This is a genomic window from Shewanella sp. GD03713 (assembly GCF_029843705.1).
GTDB lineage: Bacteria > Pseudomonadota > Gammaproteobacteria > Enterobacterales > Shewanellaceae > Shewanella.
The window spans coordinates 84,748-103,484 of sequence record NZ_JAOCIW010000003.1 but is presented as its reverse complement, the minus strand read 5'-3'; the positions used below and the strand labels follow the sequence as shown (position 1 = coordinate 103,484).

The following is an 18,737-nucleotide window of genomic DNA, read 5'->3' as shown; positions in this document are numbered from 1 at the left end:
ATTGATTAGGGAAATACTATGTCAGAATTTTTAGAGATCTTAACTCATGCACGTCGTTTAAAAGCATCGGTGAAAGAGTTATCTGTTACTGAACTTAAAGATGTGTACGAAAAGTTAGGCAAGATAGTTGCTGAAAGAGAAGAAGAAGCGAATGCTGAAGCTGAAGCAAATGCTGAGCGTATCGCAAAAATTGCGGAACTTCAGAAGATGATTGAGTCAGCAGGTTTGTCGCTTGTTGATCTTGGCAGTGTTACTGCTAAAGTAAAAAGCACAAGAGCACCACGTCCAGCTAAATATTCAATCGTAGTAAAAGGTGAAATTGTCACATGGACTGGGCAAGGTAGAATGCCAACTGTTTTCAAACATCAAATTGAAAATGGCCGTTCAATCGAAGACTTTTTGATCTAAATTCCCCGCCTATAGCAGAACAGGCTAATGAGAGTTTTTTCGCCTCATTCAGCGTAGCAGAACTGGTTTAAGTACGCGATAACAGCCGCGTAATCTACCAAAAATTGCCTATGTTACAATATTTGGCAACGGTTAATTAAGAATGTCTACTGTAACCCAAGGGAAATGTTTACGGAGGATAAATCTTTCACTCTCAAGTATTTCTTCGTCAACTTTGATTTCGAATTGACCTGCTTCCTTGACGTAAAATTCATCATGCCAAGTGTTAATGTAATCGAGCAAAGCATCCATACAGACAGGCGCTTCCTGCGGACAGATAATCGATAGCGTCTTCATAACGTATCTCCATCGCAGAGTTGAGAGAACGATCCTAGTGATTCAAATGTAATGCGTTTGTAAATTCAGAGCAACATAAGAAAGCTTTTGTCGGCTAAAATATCTCTTTTGTAGTAGCTGCAAATATTAGAAAATACGGCAAGCTAATCTCCTCGCCGCCCTCGACTAGCTTTTGCCCCTTTTCATTTAGAGTTGTTGCTCATAACAACTCTAATTCTGCTCGTTTGACCAAATTTATCTAATACCCCTAATATGCGCATATCTATATGCTTTTAGTGGCATTCAATCGACCTTTTGACCTATCTCCGCTATTACTGAAAAAAGTAAGTCGTGAGATATAGGCGGGGTGAAGTGAGTATGTGGCACTATAAAGAGTAGTAATTTAAGTACGGCAAACTCGAAATGAACCTTGGGGTCATACCAATTTAACTTATAGCACTGTTTGCAAGTCCAAAGGTAGCAAGATGATACAAGATTTCAATTCATTGTCCTCAGATTTTAGGCTTTATGATTTGTTTGGAGATGCTAGCAACTCTAGTGTTACCCAAATTTGGGTTTTAGAGATCGAACGCGAAAATGCTAGCGAGCTTCGGTTTCTTTACGGCAGAACATTGCCCGGAACCTTTCAGTCAAATGCATGGAACGGCACGAATACTAAGAATACACCATTGTATGAAAATTGTTCGGTAAGAATTCATACGTTGACATTGCATACATCAGCCGAAAAGCTCAAGGTATTTTTCCAAAGCTTCATCGACGGCTACTCTCTCCATGAGGCGAGTCAACATGCAGATCTCATACTAAGGGATAAGCTGAACGCCAAGATCGGTTCAGTCATTTTCGGCACCAACCCTTGCGTGCGCCCAGTAATGCATCTGCCAACACGAGATGGCTTTCCTTTGCAAACCAAACGCCTAAGCCATACCAGCTATGCTAGCGTCGACAGCGGTGCTGTTTTTCCAGAAGAAAAGCCCAGCATTTTCACTGTCCCCGAAGGAAAAGATCGTCAGATTGCCGAGGCAGCTTGCAATGCACTTGATACTGACACTGGGATGGATTTTGCAACACTAGATGCATGGCGCTTGGGTGATTTAGAATTTATCTGCGCCCCAGGCCTGACCAATTCTGAACGCCGAAAATTCGAGATCATATTAAAAGGCAAACACTCCTCTCTCAATCTCTTCGAGTCGCTCACACAAGAACCAGCCGACCTAATGGTTATAGTGAATGCATATAGCAATGATAGCGTGCAAGCTTCATACGTTGCTCGCCTTGATCAAAGTATTTCTTACCCGCTAGAACACAAATTCATCATCGAAGACTTCAAGAACCAAGTGACCACAGCATTCACTCTAGAGATCTATGCATTAGGGAAAGCAGGCGAGGAATCATACCTGCTTCTAAAGACAGGGAATTACTTTGTCCGTGGTGTCAATCTGAACATGCAGGTGGTTGAGCCGATTAGCTCAACTGATCGTATGGGTTGGTTAGAGAAGCAAGTGCCACCCCGAGAGAAGACAAAACTTGACGCTACAGGACGTGTTGCGCGGGCAGTTCGGAGTTCACATTCGGTTATTGGTGGACACTTCAATGACCCATGGGTTAGTCAAAGTTGCCTGATTGAAAGTAATGTGCATAATTTACTTCCCAAAGCATCGACTGGAGGTTTCTTTCTTACACTCTCTAGTAGTGGTGGTACAAGTCGTCTTCACTTGGTCGATTGGTTACGCCGCATATTCGAGCGTCATCATGATGCTAAAATAGCTTGGTTCGATCCGTTCATGGAAGATGTCGGAATAAATCTTCTAAATAGACTCGGTACAGCAAACGGAGACTATCTCATAATCACCACCGAAAAGCAGTCAAATGAGGACAGCGAGCTATCGCCTGAAAAGCCAACTCGCATCCAACGATTGCTGGCGAGTTGTGATGGATGGAGCAATGGTTACTTCGGCAACGTTCAGCTAAAGGTGCTGGCTGTGCCTGATAGCAAGATACATGATCGAATGATCTTGATTCGATCAGTCAATGGTAAACCACTCGCAGGCTATCACCTATCCAACTCGATACAGCGAGCCAATGACAACTTCCCATTGCTCGCAACTCCAATCCCACTTGATATATTGCCCAGCGTATTCGAGTTCGCTGATGGAATAATCCAGAGCGCTTTACATGGGGATAGGAAGCAATCCCCTACAGCAAAGCTAATTTTTGACTCGAATACCTATAGTCCTGAAATTAAAACATGTGGAGTAGGACTAAACCATCAATCCTCCTTTATTGACATCAGCCGGTCAGGTGACGTTTTTGCGTGGTGGCTGAACGACCAGGAGTTAGCCGGGCTCTCTGGCTCAGTTCTGCTCGATATGATGCACTCTAAGAAGTACATGAAAGATGGAGAGCTTGCTCCTGAACGCTTCGAAGAGCTTCCGTCGAATTTCTGGAATGAAGGTTTTCCACTCCAAGATTTTCACTCTGCTTGGGATGTACTTGGTTATGTTCTGGCTCACTCACATGCAGGAAGCTTATTCATAGAAGATAACTCCCCTTTATCAGATGAGTTGAAACAGAAGCTTCTGGAACACTTGAATCCGTTCAGAGTCGATGCTCTACCGGCAAAAATCAAAACTAGTTACCTTGATATAGAGCATTACCGAGCCAAGAGCCTACGCGAGCTTCTCCTGTCTAACGATGAACCAAGTAGAGTGTTCTGCGGCTCGGAGTTTGAAACTGCATGGAGTGACTATTACGCACTCAAGATTTTATGGTCAAGAGCTCCTCAAGACCTTATAGACTGGTTGAGTATTGCATGTTCTAACACTGTTGGTGAACATCACCGAAAACGTGCTCTGGTTGAGCAAGCACTCAATATTATTTGTTTGGAACTAGAATTTGATAAAAATCCCGAAAAGATCGAAGCGCTTCTAAAAAGCGATGCTAGCGTAGTAATTTGGGTGGGGCTTCATGCCTTTAAGAATGCCATCAACAACGGTAATTTCAGTTCCGATGCACTCTCTAAACTCAGCCTTATCAAGCCAACCGATGAACAGAAAACTGTCTTATGTTGGTTTATCAACGAGGCAAATAACGATAATTCTGATGCCAAATCACAATTGATCATCAAACTCATTCAGTTGTTTGAAACCCCATTGAATGACAAACAACTACAAAACACCCTTCAACCTCTACGTGACAGACTTGGTAAACTTCATCACTTCACGCCGTGGATTCTAGAATCGTTGCTGATACCTATGATCGAAATGAAGGTGATTGATGTAGCACAAGTGTCAAGGATATGGCTGGGAGAACTGATGAACCAGTGGCGATTGATACTTGATGGTGGTGACAACCTGTACTTTAAAATTGACGGTGATGGTGCATTCACCGATGAGCTAGCCACTTTGATGGCACATATTGACACAACAGACCAAGCATATATCATCAGTGAACTCTGGAAAATATTCAACTCGCTTGCTCGAACAATCAGGAAACCATTTAGCGCTCAGATCAGTTGGTCATCCTACATCGACGCGTACAATGTTAACCTCTGGCTCTATGCTCTATCTTGTCGAATTTCTTTTTTCGTTAATTGCGATGAAAACCAGCAATTAAAGGTGCTTTTAGAGCAAAGCGAATCGTTGATCGAACGCCTGTCCGATTCTGAGAGGGAAGACTTAACGAATCAAGACCTTTTGATATACTTCAGGCGCAAACCTGATCAGATCAAGTGCAATAACATCTTAAATACTGTTGATACTGCAATTGTAGTGGATGCTCAAGTTTGGCCACGAGATTAGAATTATTTGCAATACCTTAAATGATCCGTGAAATGCTAATTTAGCAAAATAGCCAATACAGAAATGTTCAAAGGTGAGCCATTGAATCAGACTTTCCTAGTCTGATTCACACCCTGAGTACCATCATTTTACGCAGGCTTTGGGCTAACGCGCTTTTGCATCTTCCGCGTTTTGGCTCGTTTGCTTAACCGACAATTTCCGCCCGAGTTGCCCTACAAATTCTTATCTATTTATCTAATGTTTAAAGCCTGCCGTAAAACGACACAACGATGGATGGGTATACTGTCATATTTGAATTTAGAGATTTTTTTGTGATTTGAAAACAATATCAGTGTGTATTAATTCAACTAAAAACATATAAAATCAGTTTATTATATTTTCCAGTTTTTAGTTAATAGGTTTTGAAAACGCACATGTCCATTTTTCAAGATGGGCTATTTAACAAAAATATGATTATTCACATATAATACAAATATTTAATTGTTAGCGACTACACTGGATTAGCGTGATAAACACGCATACGCACTAATCAAATGTTAGGGTATTGATATCGCATGTCTACAGAGACACCCACTTTAGATGAACTTGTAAAGTCAATGCATGAACAAGCCGCGCTGCTAACTATTGCATCCAAAATGGAAGCTGTTGGCCAAGGTGACCTGCGCGACGAGTTAGTACGCCAGCAACTTTGTCGCACTGCAGAGCTTTTGCGTGGAGCGGCCGCACTAGGCGCCTCTCAAAACGCCGCTTGTCTAGGCATTCTTAGCCGCAGCTTACTGGAACAACTAATCACATCTCTGTGGTCTATCCGGTCTATTGAGAACGCCCAAGCTCACCACGGTGCTGCTAAGATGGAGTTAGCAAAAGCTATGAGAATTAACCTCAAGGCCGGTAAAGCTAAAATCAAAGATAAGCGCACAGGCCTGGATGTTACAACCAAGTTTCTAGAAACAGAGCAAATGAAAGGCATTCCTAGACGAAAGAGCGTTGAAGAACAAGCTAAAGAAGCTGAAGTATTGGATATTTACACGGTGTTCTACAGGTTCATGTCATTAGAAACTCATGGACATAGTATTGCGTCACAAGAAACTTCTGAAACCAGTGCTTTATGTGAGGTACAACTCCAAGGCATCGGAGCCATCAGTCGCGCAGTTGGTCAGGCATGCGTATGGTGGTTATTGCATCGAGGCTGGCCTGACAATGAATCCATTCGCAGTGTTTTGGGGCTAAATTCCGCAGAACCCTAAAAAGCATTTAGTGTGATTCCCAAAGCTTAGCATTCTCGGTTTAAAGTTGGGTTTCGTGTTTATGTCGTAATGGTTTAAATTAGGTGGCAGTGTTGCTTACACCTTAATGTGGCGTTAGATTCTCCTTAGAGACTTCATATGGAATCAATAGATTTACACGGATTCGCTTCTGATCGGCCTATTACAAAAGCAGAAGATGACTTGCTAGGTCGTTCAGGTTTTTCCTCCGACTTGGCGAATGCGATGGCGAGTTGGCATGGAAACGACAGTTTAGTGGTAGCCTTACATGGTGACTGGGGTTCAGGAAAATCTTCAATTAAAAATATGGCTTTATCTCGGCTAGAGGCAATTGCCGAAGATAAACCAGATGTAATTGAATTTTCTCCATGGGAATGGGCGGCACAAGATAAAATAACTGCTTCCTTTTTTCAAGAAATATCAAAATCAATTGGCAGAAATGATAAAAGCAAATCAGGAAAAAAATTAGCGGCAACCCTTAAAAAGTATGGGCGTTATCTAACTACAGGTGAAACTGTAGCCACAGGTCTTTCATCGGCCCTTCCCACATTTTTCGTGCTAGCGACGCTTATTGGCGTTGGCGGAAACTTTTCCAACGAAACTTGGGTAAACAATATTAGTACCTTTATGCTCCTTGTTTTAGGCGGTTGGGCTGCTGCATTGAAATGGGGGAGAGGTTTACTTGACACATTAAAAGGAAATGCTGAGGAGACGGCAAAAGAAAAAGAACAGAGTTTAAGTGATATAAGGCAGGAGCTATCAGACTTATTGCTAAATCGTAAAGTTCCTTTGATTGTAGTCATGGATGATTTAGATAGGCTAACGTCTTCCCAGTTAAGGATGGTTTTTCAGCTTATAAAAGCGAATCTAGAGTTTCCAAATGTAGTTTTTCTTCTTCTATTTCAGCGAGATCTAGTAGAAGATAAAATGAATGATGGTAAGCAACTCGGTCGTGATTATTTGGAGAAAATAATCCAAGTACCTTTTGATATTCCTCGAATAGAAACCACGCGACTTCATAGTCTCTTGTTCAATAGGCTAGACAAAATCATTGAGCAAGATAAATCAGCAGCAAGTATGTTTGATACCGGACGATGGGGGAATATCTTTCATGGCGGTCTGAACAAATACTTCGACAATTTGAGAAGTGTCTATAGATATACCTCAACTTTATCCTTCCACTTTACCTTACTTAAAGGAAAAAGTGCTTTTGAGGTTAACCCTGTTGATCTAATTGCGATTGAATGTTTAAGAGTATTTGAACCTGATGTTTATAAAGAAATTGCGCGTGCGAAAGAAATATTTACCCAAAATGGCTCGGATAGATATGGGCGAAACAAGGATTCAACAGCAAGCTTAATTAACGGAATCTTGGATAAAGCCTCACCTAACAAGCGCGAAGCCGTAAAAAACATTGTTGAACAACTATTTCCAACAATTGAATGGGCTCTGGGAGGAACACACTATTCAGGAGATTTTGCCAGAACTTGGTTAAGGGGAATGCGTGTTTGTCATCCATCTAACTTTGAAAAGTATTTTCAATTTTCTATTCCAAGCGGTGAACTTTCAAACTCGGATTTACGAGAAATGCTTGTTCTTACTTCTGATTCTGAAAGATTTTCAGAATTTATCTTATCCCTTAAAGTCCGTGGGATTTTAAAAAATGCACTTTCACAGTTTGAGTCATTTGCAGATGAAGTTCCGTTAGTTAATGGCAACGCCTATATTAAAGGTATTCTGGATATTGGTGATAAAGTAGACCATGAATCAACTGGGTTTACGTTTTTCAGTTCTTATACACATGCTATAAGGCTTGTTATCTGGTTTTTAAGACGTATTGATGATTTGAAAGAAAGAGGAGAGCTTTTGCTTAACTGCTTTAAAGCCTCAAACGGAATTTCGATTGTTGAACATATTTTGATTAGTGATGAAAACAGCAGAGAAAAGTCTGATGCAGACCAAATTCTCCAAGACGTCGAATTTGATCTGCTTAAAGCTGAGTTTGTAAAAAAGCTGGATGATATGTCTGTTAATTCTCCTGATGAACTACTTGCTCATGAACACTTGGTTTCCTTTTTATACAGATGGAAGCGTTGGGGTGATGAGGCTAAAGTTATTGATTGGTTAAAGCTTCAGACACAGAGTGCCGAAGGTTGTATAAATTTACTGAAAAGATTTGTGAGCAAGTCATCATCTCAATCTATGGGAGACTACGTAGTAAAAATTACGACTTATATAAAACTTGAAAATATTGAGAACTTTTTAGAAATTGCGCCAATTCAAGAAAAGATGCGTGAACTTGACGAATCCAATCTAGATCCCGAAGCTCAGAAAGCGCTAAAAGCTTTCCAAGATGCTCTGGACAATAGAGCGAAAGGAATCACTGATGATTGGTGATGAATTTTATAAAGCAGTGTTGTCGGGCATTTTCCGTTTTGCTCCCAAATTGCCACAGATGCGGCTTCATTTTTTTGAGGCATTATGAGTCAAGAAAGAGAAGATAAAGCTCGTAAGTATTTAAAAAACTTCTTAAGAGAATACTTCGAAGTCAAAGAAGAGGTCACAGGTACTTGGCCTCTTGATGACCGTCCTTTGAGATTAGATTTATTGCTACTGCCCAAACAAAAAGCGTTAGATTTAGGTTTTGATGTCGAAGCTGTTGGTGTCGAAATTAAAGACCCTCAAAGCAAGGAAAGTGTCAAAAAACTTCTTGACTGTGTAATGCAATCATACACTTATACTTTTTGTGAGTTTGACGGAGTACGGCCTGCTTTTGTTCTTATTTACCCAGAGATAGAAAAGTTTTTTGAAGAAGATTGGGTGAATAAATACGGTAGTAATATGCAAGAAGCACCTACTTCAAGAGAAAAGCGGCTTTTGCGCAGACTGATGCAACGAGCTAACGTTGGTGAACTGAAGATCAATGAAAACCAAGTCTTTATATTTGATTTTGGCGCTGGTCCTTTCTTCCGCTCAGATAAGGGGCGGTCAAAAATTAAAGGCATTGGACTTAATCGGTACGTAGGTTCTCAGAAAAACTGAATAAAAATATTAAAAAGCCTCAAGATGGACTATTACGCTTGGCATCTCCATCCCCCCAAAGTTTTGAGACGGTTGCGTTGTTTGTTTGAGTTTAGTGGCTGTGCTTTGCCAGCCACTTAGGCGGGCATTACTCTATAGAAATTTTAATCCGAAACTGACGAGTTAGAGCAAAGGGTCTATCACGCTTTTGTCCCGAAGTAAGCCACAAGGAGTATGATACTTTAATACTCGATTGTGGCACGGTTCGGACTAAGTTGTGGCAATTAGTATGAATCTTTATTTTTGGCCATATTTAATCTAGAACGATACGAGCTAGAGTCGGTGTTTTTCAAGATAGTTGTCACTCTTTGTTTAAATATTAAGCTGCATTTATTACGCCTTCTTCTGGTGCCTTATCTGGGTTGAGTGTTACAGCGCCAACCGCTTCACAATTTCTGATCTCTGTAGACCAACGCATCGGTTTTCTTTCCTTCGCCGCCTCAAGCACTTTCTTGCGCTTCGCTAAAATAGCGCCATCTTGCAGTGCATGACGTTGCCCTGGTGAGACAAAATTTAGCTGGCTGTGTTTATGCTCATCGTTGTACCAGGTTACAAACTTTTCCACCCATTCTCTTGCTGTTGCTAAGCAGCTAAAACCTGATGCCGGCCACTGTGGGCGGTATTTCAACGTTTTAAATAACGACTCTGAAAAGGGGTTGTCATTACTCACCCGCGGCCGACTTAATGATGCCGTAATACCAAGCTCTTCCAGCTTGGCTTTCATGGTCAGTGACTTCATCGGCGCCCCATTATCAGAATGCAGCACTAATGGCGTGTTAAAGCATTGCTCGCGTAACAGACAGCGTTGGATTAGCGCAGCGGCATATTCCCCACTTTCTTGCTCATGAACTTCGTAACCCACTATTTTTCTACTGTAAATATCTTCAAACAGGTACAAATAGTAGAACTGGCCTTTGACGATTGAGGCTAAATAAGTGATGTCCCATGACCACACTTGATTCGGCCCATCTGCCCGATAACTCAACGGTTTGCTTCGATTGACCGCAGCCTGAGTGCGGCCACGATGGTTAAGTTGACCATGAGCATTTAACACTCTGTAGAAGCTGGATTCCGAGGCGATATAAATCCCGTTATCTAATAATGTTGGCACAATTTGCGACGGGGGTAAGCTGGCGTACTCCGCTTGATTGCACACACTTAATATCTGTTGTCGCTCATGTTCTTCGAGTTTATTTGCTGGCTCTGGTCGAGCTGCTGTTGGCCTTAAATCAGCTTGCACTTGACCTTCTCGATACCAACGTCGATAGGTACGCTTACTGAGGCCCGTTTCAGCACAAGCCTTATAAAGGCGAGCACCATTGGTATAGGCCTCTTGGATTAAGGCAATCAATGCTATGCGCTCAGGCAAGGGGGTTAGCTCTCCTCGCTGTCGTCCCCCCAGAGCGCATTGAGCTTTTTTCTGAGCACCAGTAACGCAGCAGCTTCAGCCAGCGCTTTCTCCTTATAGCGCAATTCCCGTTGCAGCGATTTGATTTCGGCTTTGTCAGCCTTAGCCTGCTGTTTAATGGTTTTAGTTTGTACTTCTGAGGTTTGAAAACCAGCTAAACAATCCTGTTTCCACTGCTGTACTTGCTCGCGGAACAAGCCCTTTTCACGGCAATACTGGTTTATCTCCGCTTCCGACAGCGGCGCTGTTTCAATAATCACGGCAAGTTTTGCTTCAGCCGACCAATCATCGGCTGTTAATGTTTTACCTGGCACGGGGCGACCTTCTTTTCTGGCAATATCTCGCCAATGATACAAGGTTTGCACCGCGATGCCTTCTTCCCGAGCGACCTCTGCGACCGTTAAGTTGTGAGGAGGTAATAATTTTTTAAGGATCGCTTCTTTACGTTCTGGTGAATACCGAGCCATATCGTTCTCTTTTGCCGCACCCTGTCTTTAAACATAATGATTATTTAGGGGTGACAACAATCCTGACACAGGGGGGAGTTCTTGGCTGTTCAGTTTCAAACTTATTCCTCTCCAACACTAACATCCTTCGAAATGTCTTATTTTTTCTCGGTCTGACTGCCCGCCACACGGTTGGCAGCAAGCGCTTGGGATAAAATCTCCCGTTCACGCTCCGATTGCGATAGCTCCAACCGCAGTTGGGTCAGTTGTTTCTCGGTAGTCACAAGCTCAGCTTGGACAGCGCCCAGCTGGTTAGCCTGTTGGCGATAGCTGTTGAGATCGGTATTAAGTCTCTGACTGTCGCGCTCAAATGCTAATCTCTCTGCATTCACCTCTGCGAGTTTTGCCCGAGAGTCCGCGAGCTCGCTGCGCACAGTAACTAAGGTTGCCGTTAATTCCTCTACGTTTTTACTGAGTTTAGTTTCAGTGGCCTTGAGCTCTTCACGATCCTGCGTCAACCGCTCTAGGTTAGCAGTAGAGTAAGTAATTTGGTCTTGCTGCTTTGATAGCGTTGACTGAAGTGTAGCGATGGTTACCTTCGCTTGCTCTAGCTCTCGCTGTTCTAGTTCTCGTTTAGCAACATCGACGCTGAGTAGCTTGATTTGCTCTCGATATGCCCTTAATTCGGTCTCTGCTTGTGCAACGCGCCCATTCGCTGCGTCCACTAATGCTTCTGCTTTTAATACTTCGGCTTTAGCGTGATTTCTTGCGTCATCAATGGCCTTTTCGCTGGTGGCCTTTAACTCTCGCAGTTGTTGCTCTATCAGGCTTACAGCGGATTGGGCCTTTTCGACCTTGGATGCTGTGCTGGTTTCAATCTCCGCAACTTGAGCCGCCGTAGTATTCAAGACGCTTTCTAACTTATCTTCACTGTCACTTAACAGCGATAGCGTTTCATCAAGGTTTCTCGTCAACTGGGCAACTTGCTCGGTCAGCGATTCGTTACGACGGTCAATCATGAGCAATAGTTCTTGAGACAGCAACTTAGCTACGGCAAGGCTTCCAACCTCTTCCGCGATAGCATTTTTTCTATGCTCAAGATTATTTTTGTACTCAATCAAGAACCCTTGGATCGACGATGTTCTGCCTTGCAGATGAACGCTCAAGTTACGTGTCGTTGGCTCGACACCGTTTTTAAGCATTTCATTAGCGAGCTTAGTCACTTCCTCAAGAGTTGCCTTCGGTTTAACTGCCAATTGTTCCATTTGTTTGCCTCAAACATCTTCAAAGTTAATGACTTACATCGATAAATTCCAGTGTAGCCAGTTACTCAACCCTCTGCAAGGGAAACGGTGTTTTCATGGAAACAGTGTTTCCCGTTTCCCTTTGTATTTTGCGTCCTTCGTGCTGCTTATGATGCTGATATATGAGGGTAAATCCTGAAATTTGCCAGAATTGGGCGGCGTAATAGAATGTTCCTACATCAACTGAATGGGACAGAAAAAGTGACCGAACTAGCAACTACGCCAACAGCACCGCGCAATCATGCAGAGGTCGCTATGTACCACTACTATCTGACCAATGCCGTGTTGACGACGAGCCCCAACGAGCAAGTCATTGGTGAAGTGTTGGGGATGGGGGAAGATGACTTTGTGATGGAGCTGTTTGCGCTGTCTGAAGCGTTTTGGCAAAAAGGAGAAGATCTCTATGCCGAGGGTAAAGCATTCTCAGGGCTTGCGGTATTCGACGTTGTGGCTGAGCTTGCTGAGTTCTTCTGGGGGTACGTAGAGCATACTGGAGAAATGCCTGACCTAGATGCGTTCAAGCTGGATATTGAGCGAGTGTTTGAGACTTACACGCGATAAATCACCTGTCTAATACTCTTCAAAACAGTGAGGCCTACAACCCCGATGGTAGTAGGCCCAACTTCCAAGCAGTAGTTTCTAACCCTGTAATGGGGTGCTTATCTTTTTAATATTTGTTCCTTCCATGTATTCTTTACGCAAAAAATCATCTTCGGGATTTTCGATGTTTCAATAATTAGCTATACTGTATTTATGTACAGTGTTTGTGACTTATCCTATGAACGTCATCATTGGTCTGGCATCGGCAGGCATACACGGCTTTGAGAGCCCCGCCGCTGGATACCAAGAGAAGGCGCTAAGCCTCAATAATCTTATTGTCTCACACCCATCAGCAACGGTATTTGCAGAGGTTACCGACGACGCTATGACGGGTCTTGGGCTATTTACCGGAGATCTACTGGTCGTTGATAAGTCATTGACTGCGACGCGGGGAGATGTCGTTTTGGCGCTCGTTGACGGCGAAACCGTTTGTCGACAGCTAGATCATCATCAACTTCATGCCAATACCAATGCTCATTATTCCGAAATATCAGTCACAGACGGGATAGAGATTCAGGGCGTGGCCATTTGTTCCGTGCGCTTTCATCGACGCAAACGCGATCCTCTAGTGTTGAAAAGCCTTGATGACCTTCTGATCGAATCCACGTTTGTGGGCCGTGCGAGAGGGGAGTCTATGACGGGGGTGGGCATTCACTCAGGTGACATCCTGATAGTTTCACGTCAACTCACCGCAGGTTCTGGCGATGTCATCATTGCGATTTATGAAAACGAATTTGTCTGTAAAGTTCTCGATCTCACAAATAGCAGGTTGTTATCGGCTAACGACGATTTTGAGCCGGTGTTAATAAAGCCGGATGATAGATTTTGGTGTGAGGGTGTTGTGCCAGCATCAATTCGACTGCTTAAACAACCGAGTTTATTGCTATGAGCAGTATTATCGCGCTTTGCGACGGTAATAATTTTACAGTTCATGCGAACAGATTTTTAATCCGCTGTATCGTGGTAAGCCTTTGATTGTGGTCTCGAACAATGACGGCATGACCGTGACGTTAAGCCCTGAAGCAGCCGCGTTGGGACTAAAGAAATTCACGCCTTACTTTCAAGTGGCCGAGTTCTGCAGGGCAAATGGCGTGGTAGTATGCTCGAGCAATTATGCGTTGTATTCCGAAATCAGCACCCAGTTTATGAGAGTCGCCTCGAGAGAGTGCTATTCGTATTTTCCCTATTCGATAGACGAGATTTTTGCTGAATTTGGGAATGATGACACACCACAGAACCTCTCAGTATTAGGCCGCAAGCTCAGGCACGATGTCTGGCGCGAGGTCAGATTGCCTATTGGTGTCGGGCTAGGGGATACTTTAACGCTGGCGAAAGCCGCAAATCATGCAGCGAAGCGCTTAGGCTATCGCGGTGTTTGCGTGATTAAAGCGCACAATCGCGAAGCCATCTTAGGGGCGATGTTGACTACCGATGTGTGGGGAGTGGGTAAACGAATTGGTCAGCGGCTAAGTTCGATGGGGATTCATACTGCGCTGCAGTTGGCCCAAATGAAGACTAAGACCGCGAGGAAAATGTTTGGCGTTAACATCGAAAGAACAATTTTCGAATTGAATGGGACAAAGGCGTTTAACTGGGACGATATGCCCGTTAATAAGCGACAGATATTCTCCACACGCTCAGTTGGCCAGCGAATAACGACGATAGCGGGGTTAAAAGAGGCGTTGTCATTCCATGCGTGTGAAGCGGCTCGAAAGCTAAGGGGTCAAAAATCGGTAGCACGTTGCTTGGTATTTTTTGCTCAAACATCCGCGTATGACAAGCATGGTGTTAGTGGTTTCAGTCGGACAATTCATTTACCAGCTCCCACCAGTGACAGCATGATCATCAGTCAGCAAATTACCTCTGCGGTTGAGTCATGTTATGCCGCAGTGCCGTACTATCGCGTTGGGGTAGGGCTATTAGATATAGAACCAGGCTTGCAGCTCGATATGTTCAACGACAACCTGGGAAAACCAGCGTTGATGTCAGTCATGGACAGATTAAACGAGCAAATGGGCAAAGGTGCCGTGTTCGTCGCCGCCAATGGCATTGAGAAAAAATGGCAGATGCGGCGAGCGTTCTTGAGTCCATCTTATCTAACAAATTGGAATGAAATTCCAACCATTCGCTGTTAGCAACGTAGTAAAATTTGCCTCATTTAAAGCTAGTGTGATGATTACTCTCAACGAATTTAGGAGAGCATCATGCAGTTAAAATCAGATTTAGAGTTGCAAATTGAGTCTTTGGCCAAAGACTATCGAAAAATAGATAAACGGCTATCCTGGGAGACTTGTAAGAAGAGAGCGAAAGAAGCACTCCGTAGGTTTAACGGGGTGAAGCCATGCGGGGAATAGACCTATTTGCTGGAGCAGGGGGGAACACAACCGGCGGAAAGATGGCTGGACTACGCATGTTGTGGGCGGCTAATCACAACCCGTTAGTAGTTAAATATCATGAGCTAAATCATCCAGAGGTCGCACATAAGTGTCAAGATCTGCATCAAGCAGACTGGTCGTTAGTACCAGAACACGATATTTTGCTTGCTTCCCCTTGTTGTCAGGGACACAGTCGAGCAGCGGGAAAGAAGAAATCCAGCAAGAAGGCTGATTTGAGTCGGTCAACTGCTTGGGCCGTTGTGAGTTGCCTAGAAGTGCATAGGACCCCAATAGCTGTGATTGAAAATGTGGCAGATTTTCTGAGTTGGGAGCTTTTTGGTGCGTGGGAATATGCGATGCGGTCATTGGGATATTCTCTATCGTTTAACCATGTAAACGCAAGCCGCTTGGGAGTGCCACAGAATCGCGAGCGTCTATTCATCGTAGCCACTAGAACAACGAAACCGATAGTTCTAGATCTGCCAGAAAAAAGGCCAATAGCAGCTAGAAGTTTTATAGACATGGACATGCATGCGTACAAGTGGGACCATATTTCTAATCGTGTGTTAGCTACACAGAAAAGAGTCACTAATGGACGGAAGCAGTTTGGTGAGGTGTTTCTTGATGCTGCTTACGGAAGCGCTAGGTCTGGACGTTCGATTGACAACCCTATAGGCACTATTACCACTGTCAACAAGCACAGTCTGGTCATTGGCGATTTAATTCGGCCATTGAGTATTAGAGAGCTAGCAGCAGCACAAACCTTTGATGAATGTTATCAGTGGCCGGCATCTGCTACGGCAACAAAAATGATGATTGGCAACGCTGTACCGCCGATCATGGCAAAAGAAGTTATAAGCGCTGTTTTAAAAGCTGCGTAATTAGCTGGGCAGATAAAGTAACAGCAAGATTTTGGAGTTTTCATTGAAAATCTACTGGAAAGAGAGCGACTAAAGTGCTGTGGTATCATTCCACCAAATTTAAATGCTTGTAGTAAGGATCACCTATGAAAAGTATAAAAGTTATGATCTTAAACATCCTATTACTAGGAGTGGCGATAATCTTGTCAATGGTATTTGACCAACACCAAGCGGCACTATGGTTTGTATTTGCAAGTTTAATTATGGCAACACTCAACATCGGCAAACGAACATAGTGCAACGCGAAATAATTCAGATAAATCTTTTGAGGTGTTCATGTACAAGGCAGTATTTTTAGGTCTTTATATCGTGGCTTCAATCCTGTGCGGGTTTACCTTCCACGACTTAATAGGATGCGAAAATGCGTGGTTAGGCTCAATTGTTGGGTTTGCCTTAGGCAGTGTTGCTTTCTTCTTTGCGTTTAAACCTGCTTCAGAATTGATATTTTCAAGTGGCCGGTAATAGACTTAGATGTTAGTACGATATTACTCTTCGAAGGGATATTTCGAAGTGAATTCTGACATGATTGCAATGTTGTTCGTAGGGTTTACTGCAACTGCCGCACAGGTACTCACTGCTTCTCGATAAAGTTTTGCGTCAACACGCCTAACGCCTTCGTAGTTAAACAATAGTTCTGGAATACGGTCTGCAATTGATGAACCCCGCGGCACCATCAGTAAGCTAGGCAGTTTGCTGTAAGGGCAAATCAACATATAACGATAACTTGGGTCGGCATGCGCCTTATCAGGGATAATTTCAAAAGAACTTGCATTACCACCGTTTGTATATTCGTTATAGAAATCTGAAAGTGCTTTTGGCTTGTTGGCCATCAAGACGTATGGCCCATTGATTGTTTGGGCTAAGTATTCAAGATCTATCCCAATCCCCAGGATACGCTTTAGCTCAAATAGGGAGGCTGGTGGCAATGTTGCCGCGCTTCGGAGATACCAATTAAGCTCTTTTAGAGTAATGTTGCATTGCTTGGCAATATCAACCATCTTGCCTGGCCAATTTGCGAGAAGCATTTTTATCAGTTCTGCAGTGTTATCGCTGTGTTCATATTCATCATCATCGCTCAGTTCGATATAGTCAGCGTTCGTGCCGCTCATTAACCACATGAAGTTGTCAATTGAATCTCTCTTGAAATAGCGAGGCCCGGATTCTGGTAGCGACTTTTCCCACGACGACAACCAATCCCCAGTTTGCCAATCGAGTTCGGTGTCATTGAGTGGTGCGCTCAAGGGATGAATTGGTTGCTGTAGCCATTGCATAATTTTAAATGCCTCTTTACCGCTGTGATAACTTGGCGCGATTCGGACATTTAGTAGATGATCATCTTTCGCATAACGAGATAAGGTATCAAAAGGTGTTTCTTGCGGTTGGGGCGGAGCCGAACTCGATGTCATGGAGATATATTGCGCACTTTCTTGCGCAGACCTTAGTGAGCCTGGGTGTGATCTATCATTAGGCGCAGTAACTTGCAGTTCTACGCCAAGTGGTTGCAGTGCTTCGGCAAGTAACGGGCAAGCTTCATGTAGATACTTGTTTACGCGCACAATATCTGGCAAGCCCCTTAACCCTTTGGCGAGCTCCCAAGCATTGGCCAAAAATCCTTTAATTGCAATTGGCGCGTCAATTGGTGCAAATGTCATCCAGCGAATGGGTAGGCCCGCGACTGTGAGACCGTAAAGTAAAATAGGGCTTAGTTGGTAACGCTTGGCGTCACTGACCGTCATTGGGTCAAGGAGTTTAACGATACCGTGCTTGGGATGAGCAAAAAGGTATTTCGCCGTTGCTACATAGAGATGATGAATACGCGGTTCTTTTTGCATCGAATAACACTCTTATTTGAGTTAGTTTTACTCGGCTCTAGTTTCGAAATTTGGAGATAACCGGTAGTGATTACTAACGTGGCCACATGTTGATGTTTGAAAGCTGTCTCCAGAAATATACTCCTGATAACGCTGCAGCAAAGAGTGACACTACAAACAAGCATAATGCCATGATAGGGCCAAGTAAATTAAATAGAGGGGTGTAACTGAGCGGTAGAGATCCAATCACAAAACACAGGCAGTACAGAGCAATATAGCTGTTATTCAAATCAAACTTGCTTGGAACGGCATTAGCCACGACTGAAGAAGTGAAATACATCCAGAAACCAAACCGCATCGGTTCATCAACGGCGAAATTATAAAGTGCAGACCAGTCAATGGCTGCTGGCGCCTGGAATAACCAATTAAGTATGCACACAACAGCATATCCGCCGAAAAGGGGGGCTATTCCGACGAATAAACGTAACACAGGGCTAATCAATGATGGTCGGTACTGGTACTGCACAAAGCCAAGTGTACCGTCAGGCTGTGGTGAGAAAAAGGATATTTTGGTAATAGTAAACCGAACCAGAATTGCAGTAAGAGCATGACTGAGTTCATGGACAAATACACCAGGGGCCGCATAAAGACGAAACAACAAACCACGCCCAATGGTGGAAAATACCCTGTCGCGCAATAGCGATAATAACGTTAAGGTTACCCCTAAACTAATTACGGCTAACCAGCCTTCATTTGCCATAAGTGGTTACTTAAGCTTAGTCAATACTGTTAGATATCTCCATCTCCCTAATGCTGTATGCATGGGCGATGTCGGCTCGTTCATCGGCGTTTTTTGCATCTGCCTCCAAGCGCTCAACCATCACCTCCAGAGTTTCCATTTGCTTGGCACGGCGTAAGCGCAATACATAGGTTTTCACTGTGTCACTAGCACTATTGAAGTTGAACATCTCACGTAACATTGTTTC

The 18,737-nt window shown here is 43.6% G+C and carries 15 protein-coding genes; 9 read left to right on the top strand and 6 right to left on the bottom strand.

Going from position 1 to position 18,737, the window contains the following annotated elements:
• Nucleotides 1–18: 18 nt before the first annotated feature.
• Nucleotides 19–408, top strand: coding sequence for an H-NS family nucleoid-associated regulatory protein (locus N5E87_RS22990; RefSeq protein WP_086903617.1), 390 nt, complete (start codon nt 19–21; stop codon nt 406–408).
• Nucleotides 409–540: 132 nt separating this feature from the next.
• Here the strand turns inward: N5E87_RS22990 and N5E87_RS22985 are convergent, their stop codons facing one another.
• Complete coding sequence (locus tag N5E87_RS22985) at nt 541–744, bottom strand: hypothetical protein (protein ID WP_086903618.1); 204 nt, start codon at nt 742–744, stop codon at nt 541–543.
• Between the two features lie 464 nt (nt 745–1,208).
• Here N5E87_RS22985 and N5E87_RS22980 point away from each other — a divergent pair, with 464 nt between their 5' ends.
• From N5E87_RS22980 to N5E87_RS22965, 4 genes are all read left to right on the top strand, one after another.
• Nucleotides 1,209–4,541 (top strand): VPA1262 family protein, encoded by a 3,333-nt coding sequence (locus N5E87_RS22980; protein ID WP_176370332.1) that lies wholly within the window; start codon nt 1,209–1,211, stop codon nt 4,539–4,541.
• A 554-nt stretch (nt 4,542–5,095) separates the two neighbouring features.
• Nucleotides 5,096–5,788 (top strand): DUF5677 domain-containing protein, encoded by a 693-nt coding sequence (locus N5E87_RS22975; RefSeq protein WP_217895402.1) that lies wholly within the window; start codon nt 5,096–5,098, stop codon nt 5,786–5,788.
• A gap of 138 nt (nt 5,789–5,926) precedes the next feature.
• Nucleotides 5,927–8,203 carry a P-loop NTPase fold protein gene (locus tag N5E87_RS22970; protein WP_086903619.1) on the top strand — a complete coding sequence of 759 codons (2,277 nt, stop codon included), beginning with the start codon at nt 5,927–5,929 and terminating at the stop codon, nt 8,201–8,203.
• Between the two features lie 84 nt (nt 8,204–8,287).
• Nucleotides 8,288–8,848 carry a hypothetical protein gene (locus N5E87_RS22965; RefSeq protein ID WP_086903620.1) on the top strand — a complete coding sequence of 187 codons (561 nt, stop codon included), beginning with the start codon at nt 8,288–8,290 and terminating at the stop codon, nt 8,846–8,848.
• 358 nt (nt 8,849–9,206) lie between these two features.
• On the opposite strand, the gene N5E87_RS22960 is transcribed toward N5E87_RS22965, so the two are convergent.
• Nucleotides 9,207–10,762, bottom strand: a protein-coding gene (locus N5E87_RS22960; RefSeq protein WP_086937296.1) for an IS3-like element ISSpu6 family transposase whose coding sequence is annotated in 2 segments (ribosomal slippage) — nt 9,207–10,300 and nt 10,300–10,762 — 1,557 coding nt in all. Because the reading frame shifts where the segments join, the coding sequence is not laid out codon by codon here.
• A 137-nt stretch (nt 10,763–10,899) separates the two neighbouring features.
• A complete protein-coding gene (locus N5E87_RS22955; protein WP_086903621.1) occupies nt 10,900–12,006 on the bottom strand; it encodes a hypothetical protein in 1,107 nt (368 codons plus the stop codon).
• A 240-nt stretch (nt 12,007–12,246) separates the two neighbouring features.
• On the opposite strand from N5E87_RS22955, the gene N5E87_RS22950 reads away from it, so the two are divergent.
• The 4 genes from N5E87_RS22950 (at nt 12,247) to N5E87_RS22935 (ending at nt 15,901) form a co-directional block, all read left to right on the top strand.
• Nucleotides 12,247–12,606, top strand: coding sequence for a hypothetical protein (locus tag N5E87_RS22950; protein ID WP_086903643.1), 360 nt, complete (start codon nt 12,247–12,249; stop codon nt 12,604–12,606).
• Between the two features lie 217 nt (nt 12,607–12,823).
• Nucleotides 12,824–13,534, top strand: coding sequence for a S24 family peptidase (locus N5E87_RS22945; RefSeq protein ID WP_256657322.1), 711 nt, complete (start codon nt 12,824–12,826; stop codon nt 13,532–13,534).
• A gap of 88 nt (nt 13,535–13,622) precedes the next feature.
• On the top strand, nt 13,623–14,780 hold the full coding sequence (locus N5E87_RS22940; protein ID WP_279776109.1) for a Y-family DNA polymerase: 1,158 nt from the start codon (nt 13,623–13,625) through the stop codon (nt 14,778–14,780).
• A 206-nt stretch (nt 14,781–14,986) separates the two neighbouring features.
• Nucleotides 14,987–15,901, top strand: coding sequence for a DNA cytosine methyltransferase (locus tag N5E87_RS22935; RefSeq protein WP_086903624.1), 915 nt, complete (start codon nt 14,987–14,989; stop codon nt 15,899–15,901).
• 524 nt (nt 15,902–16,425) lie between these two features.
• Here the strand turns inward: N5E87_RS22935 and N5E87_RS22930 are convergent.
• From N5E87_RS22930 to N5E87_RS22920, 3 genes are all read right to left on the bottom strand, one after another.
• Nucleotides 16,426–17,772, bottom strand: coding sequence for a hypothetical protein (locus tag N5E87_RS22930; protein ID WP_086903625.1), 1,347 nt, complete (start codon nt 17,770–17,772; stop codon nt 16,426–16,428).
• Between the two features lie 73 nt (nt 17,773–17,845).
• A complete protein-coding gene (locus N5E87_RS22925; protein WP_086903626.1) occupies nt 17,846–18,511 on the bottom strand; it encodes a hypothetical protein in 666 nt (221 codons plus the stop codon).
• A gap of 16 nt (nt 18,512–18,527) precedes the next feature.
• Nucleotides 18,528–18,731 (bottom strand): hypothetical protein, encoded by a 204-nt coding sequence (locus N5E87_RS22920; RefSeq protein ID WP_037426029.1) that lies wholly within the window; start codon nt 18,729–18,731, stop codon nt 18,528–18,530.
• Nucleotides 18,732–18,737: the final 6 nt, after the last annotated feature.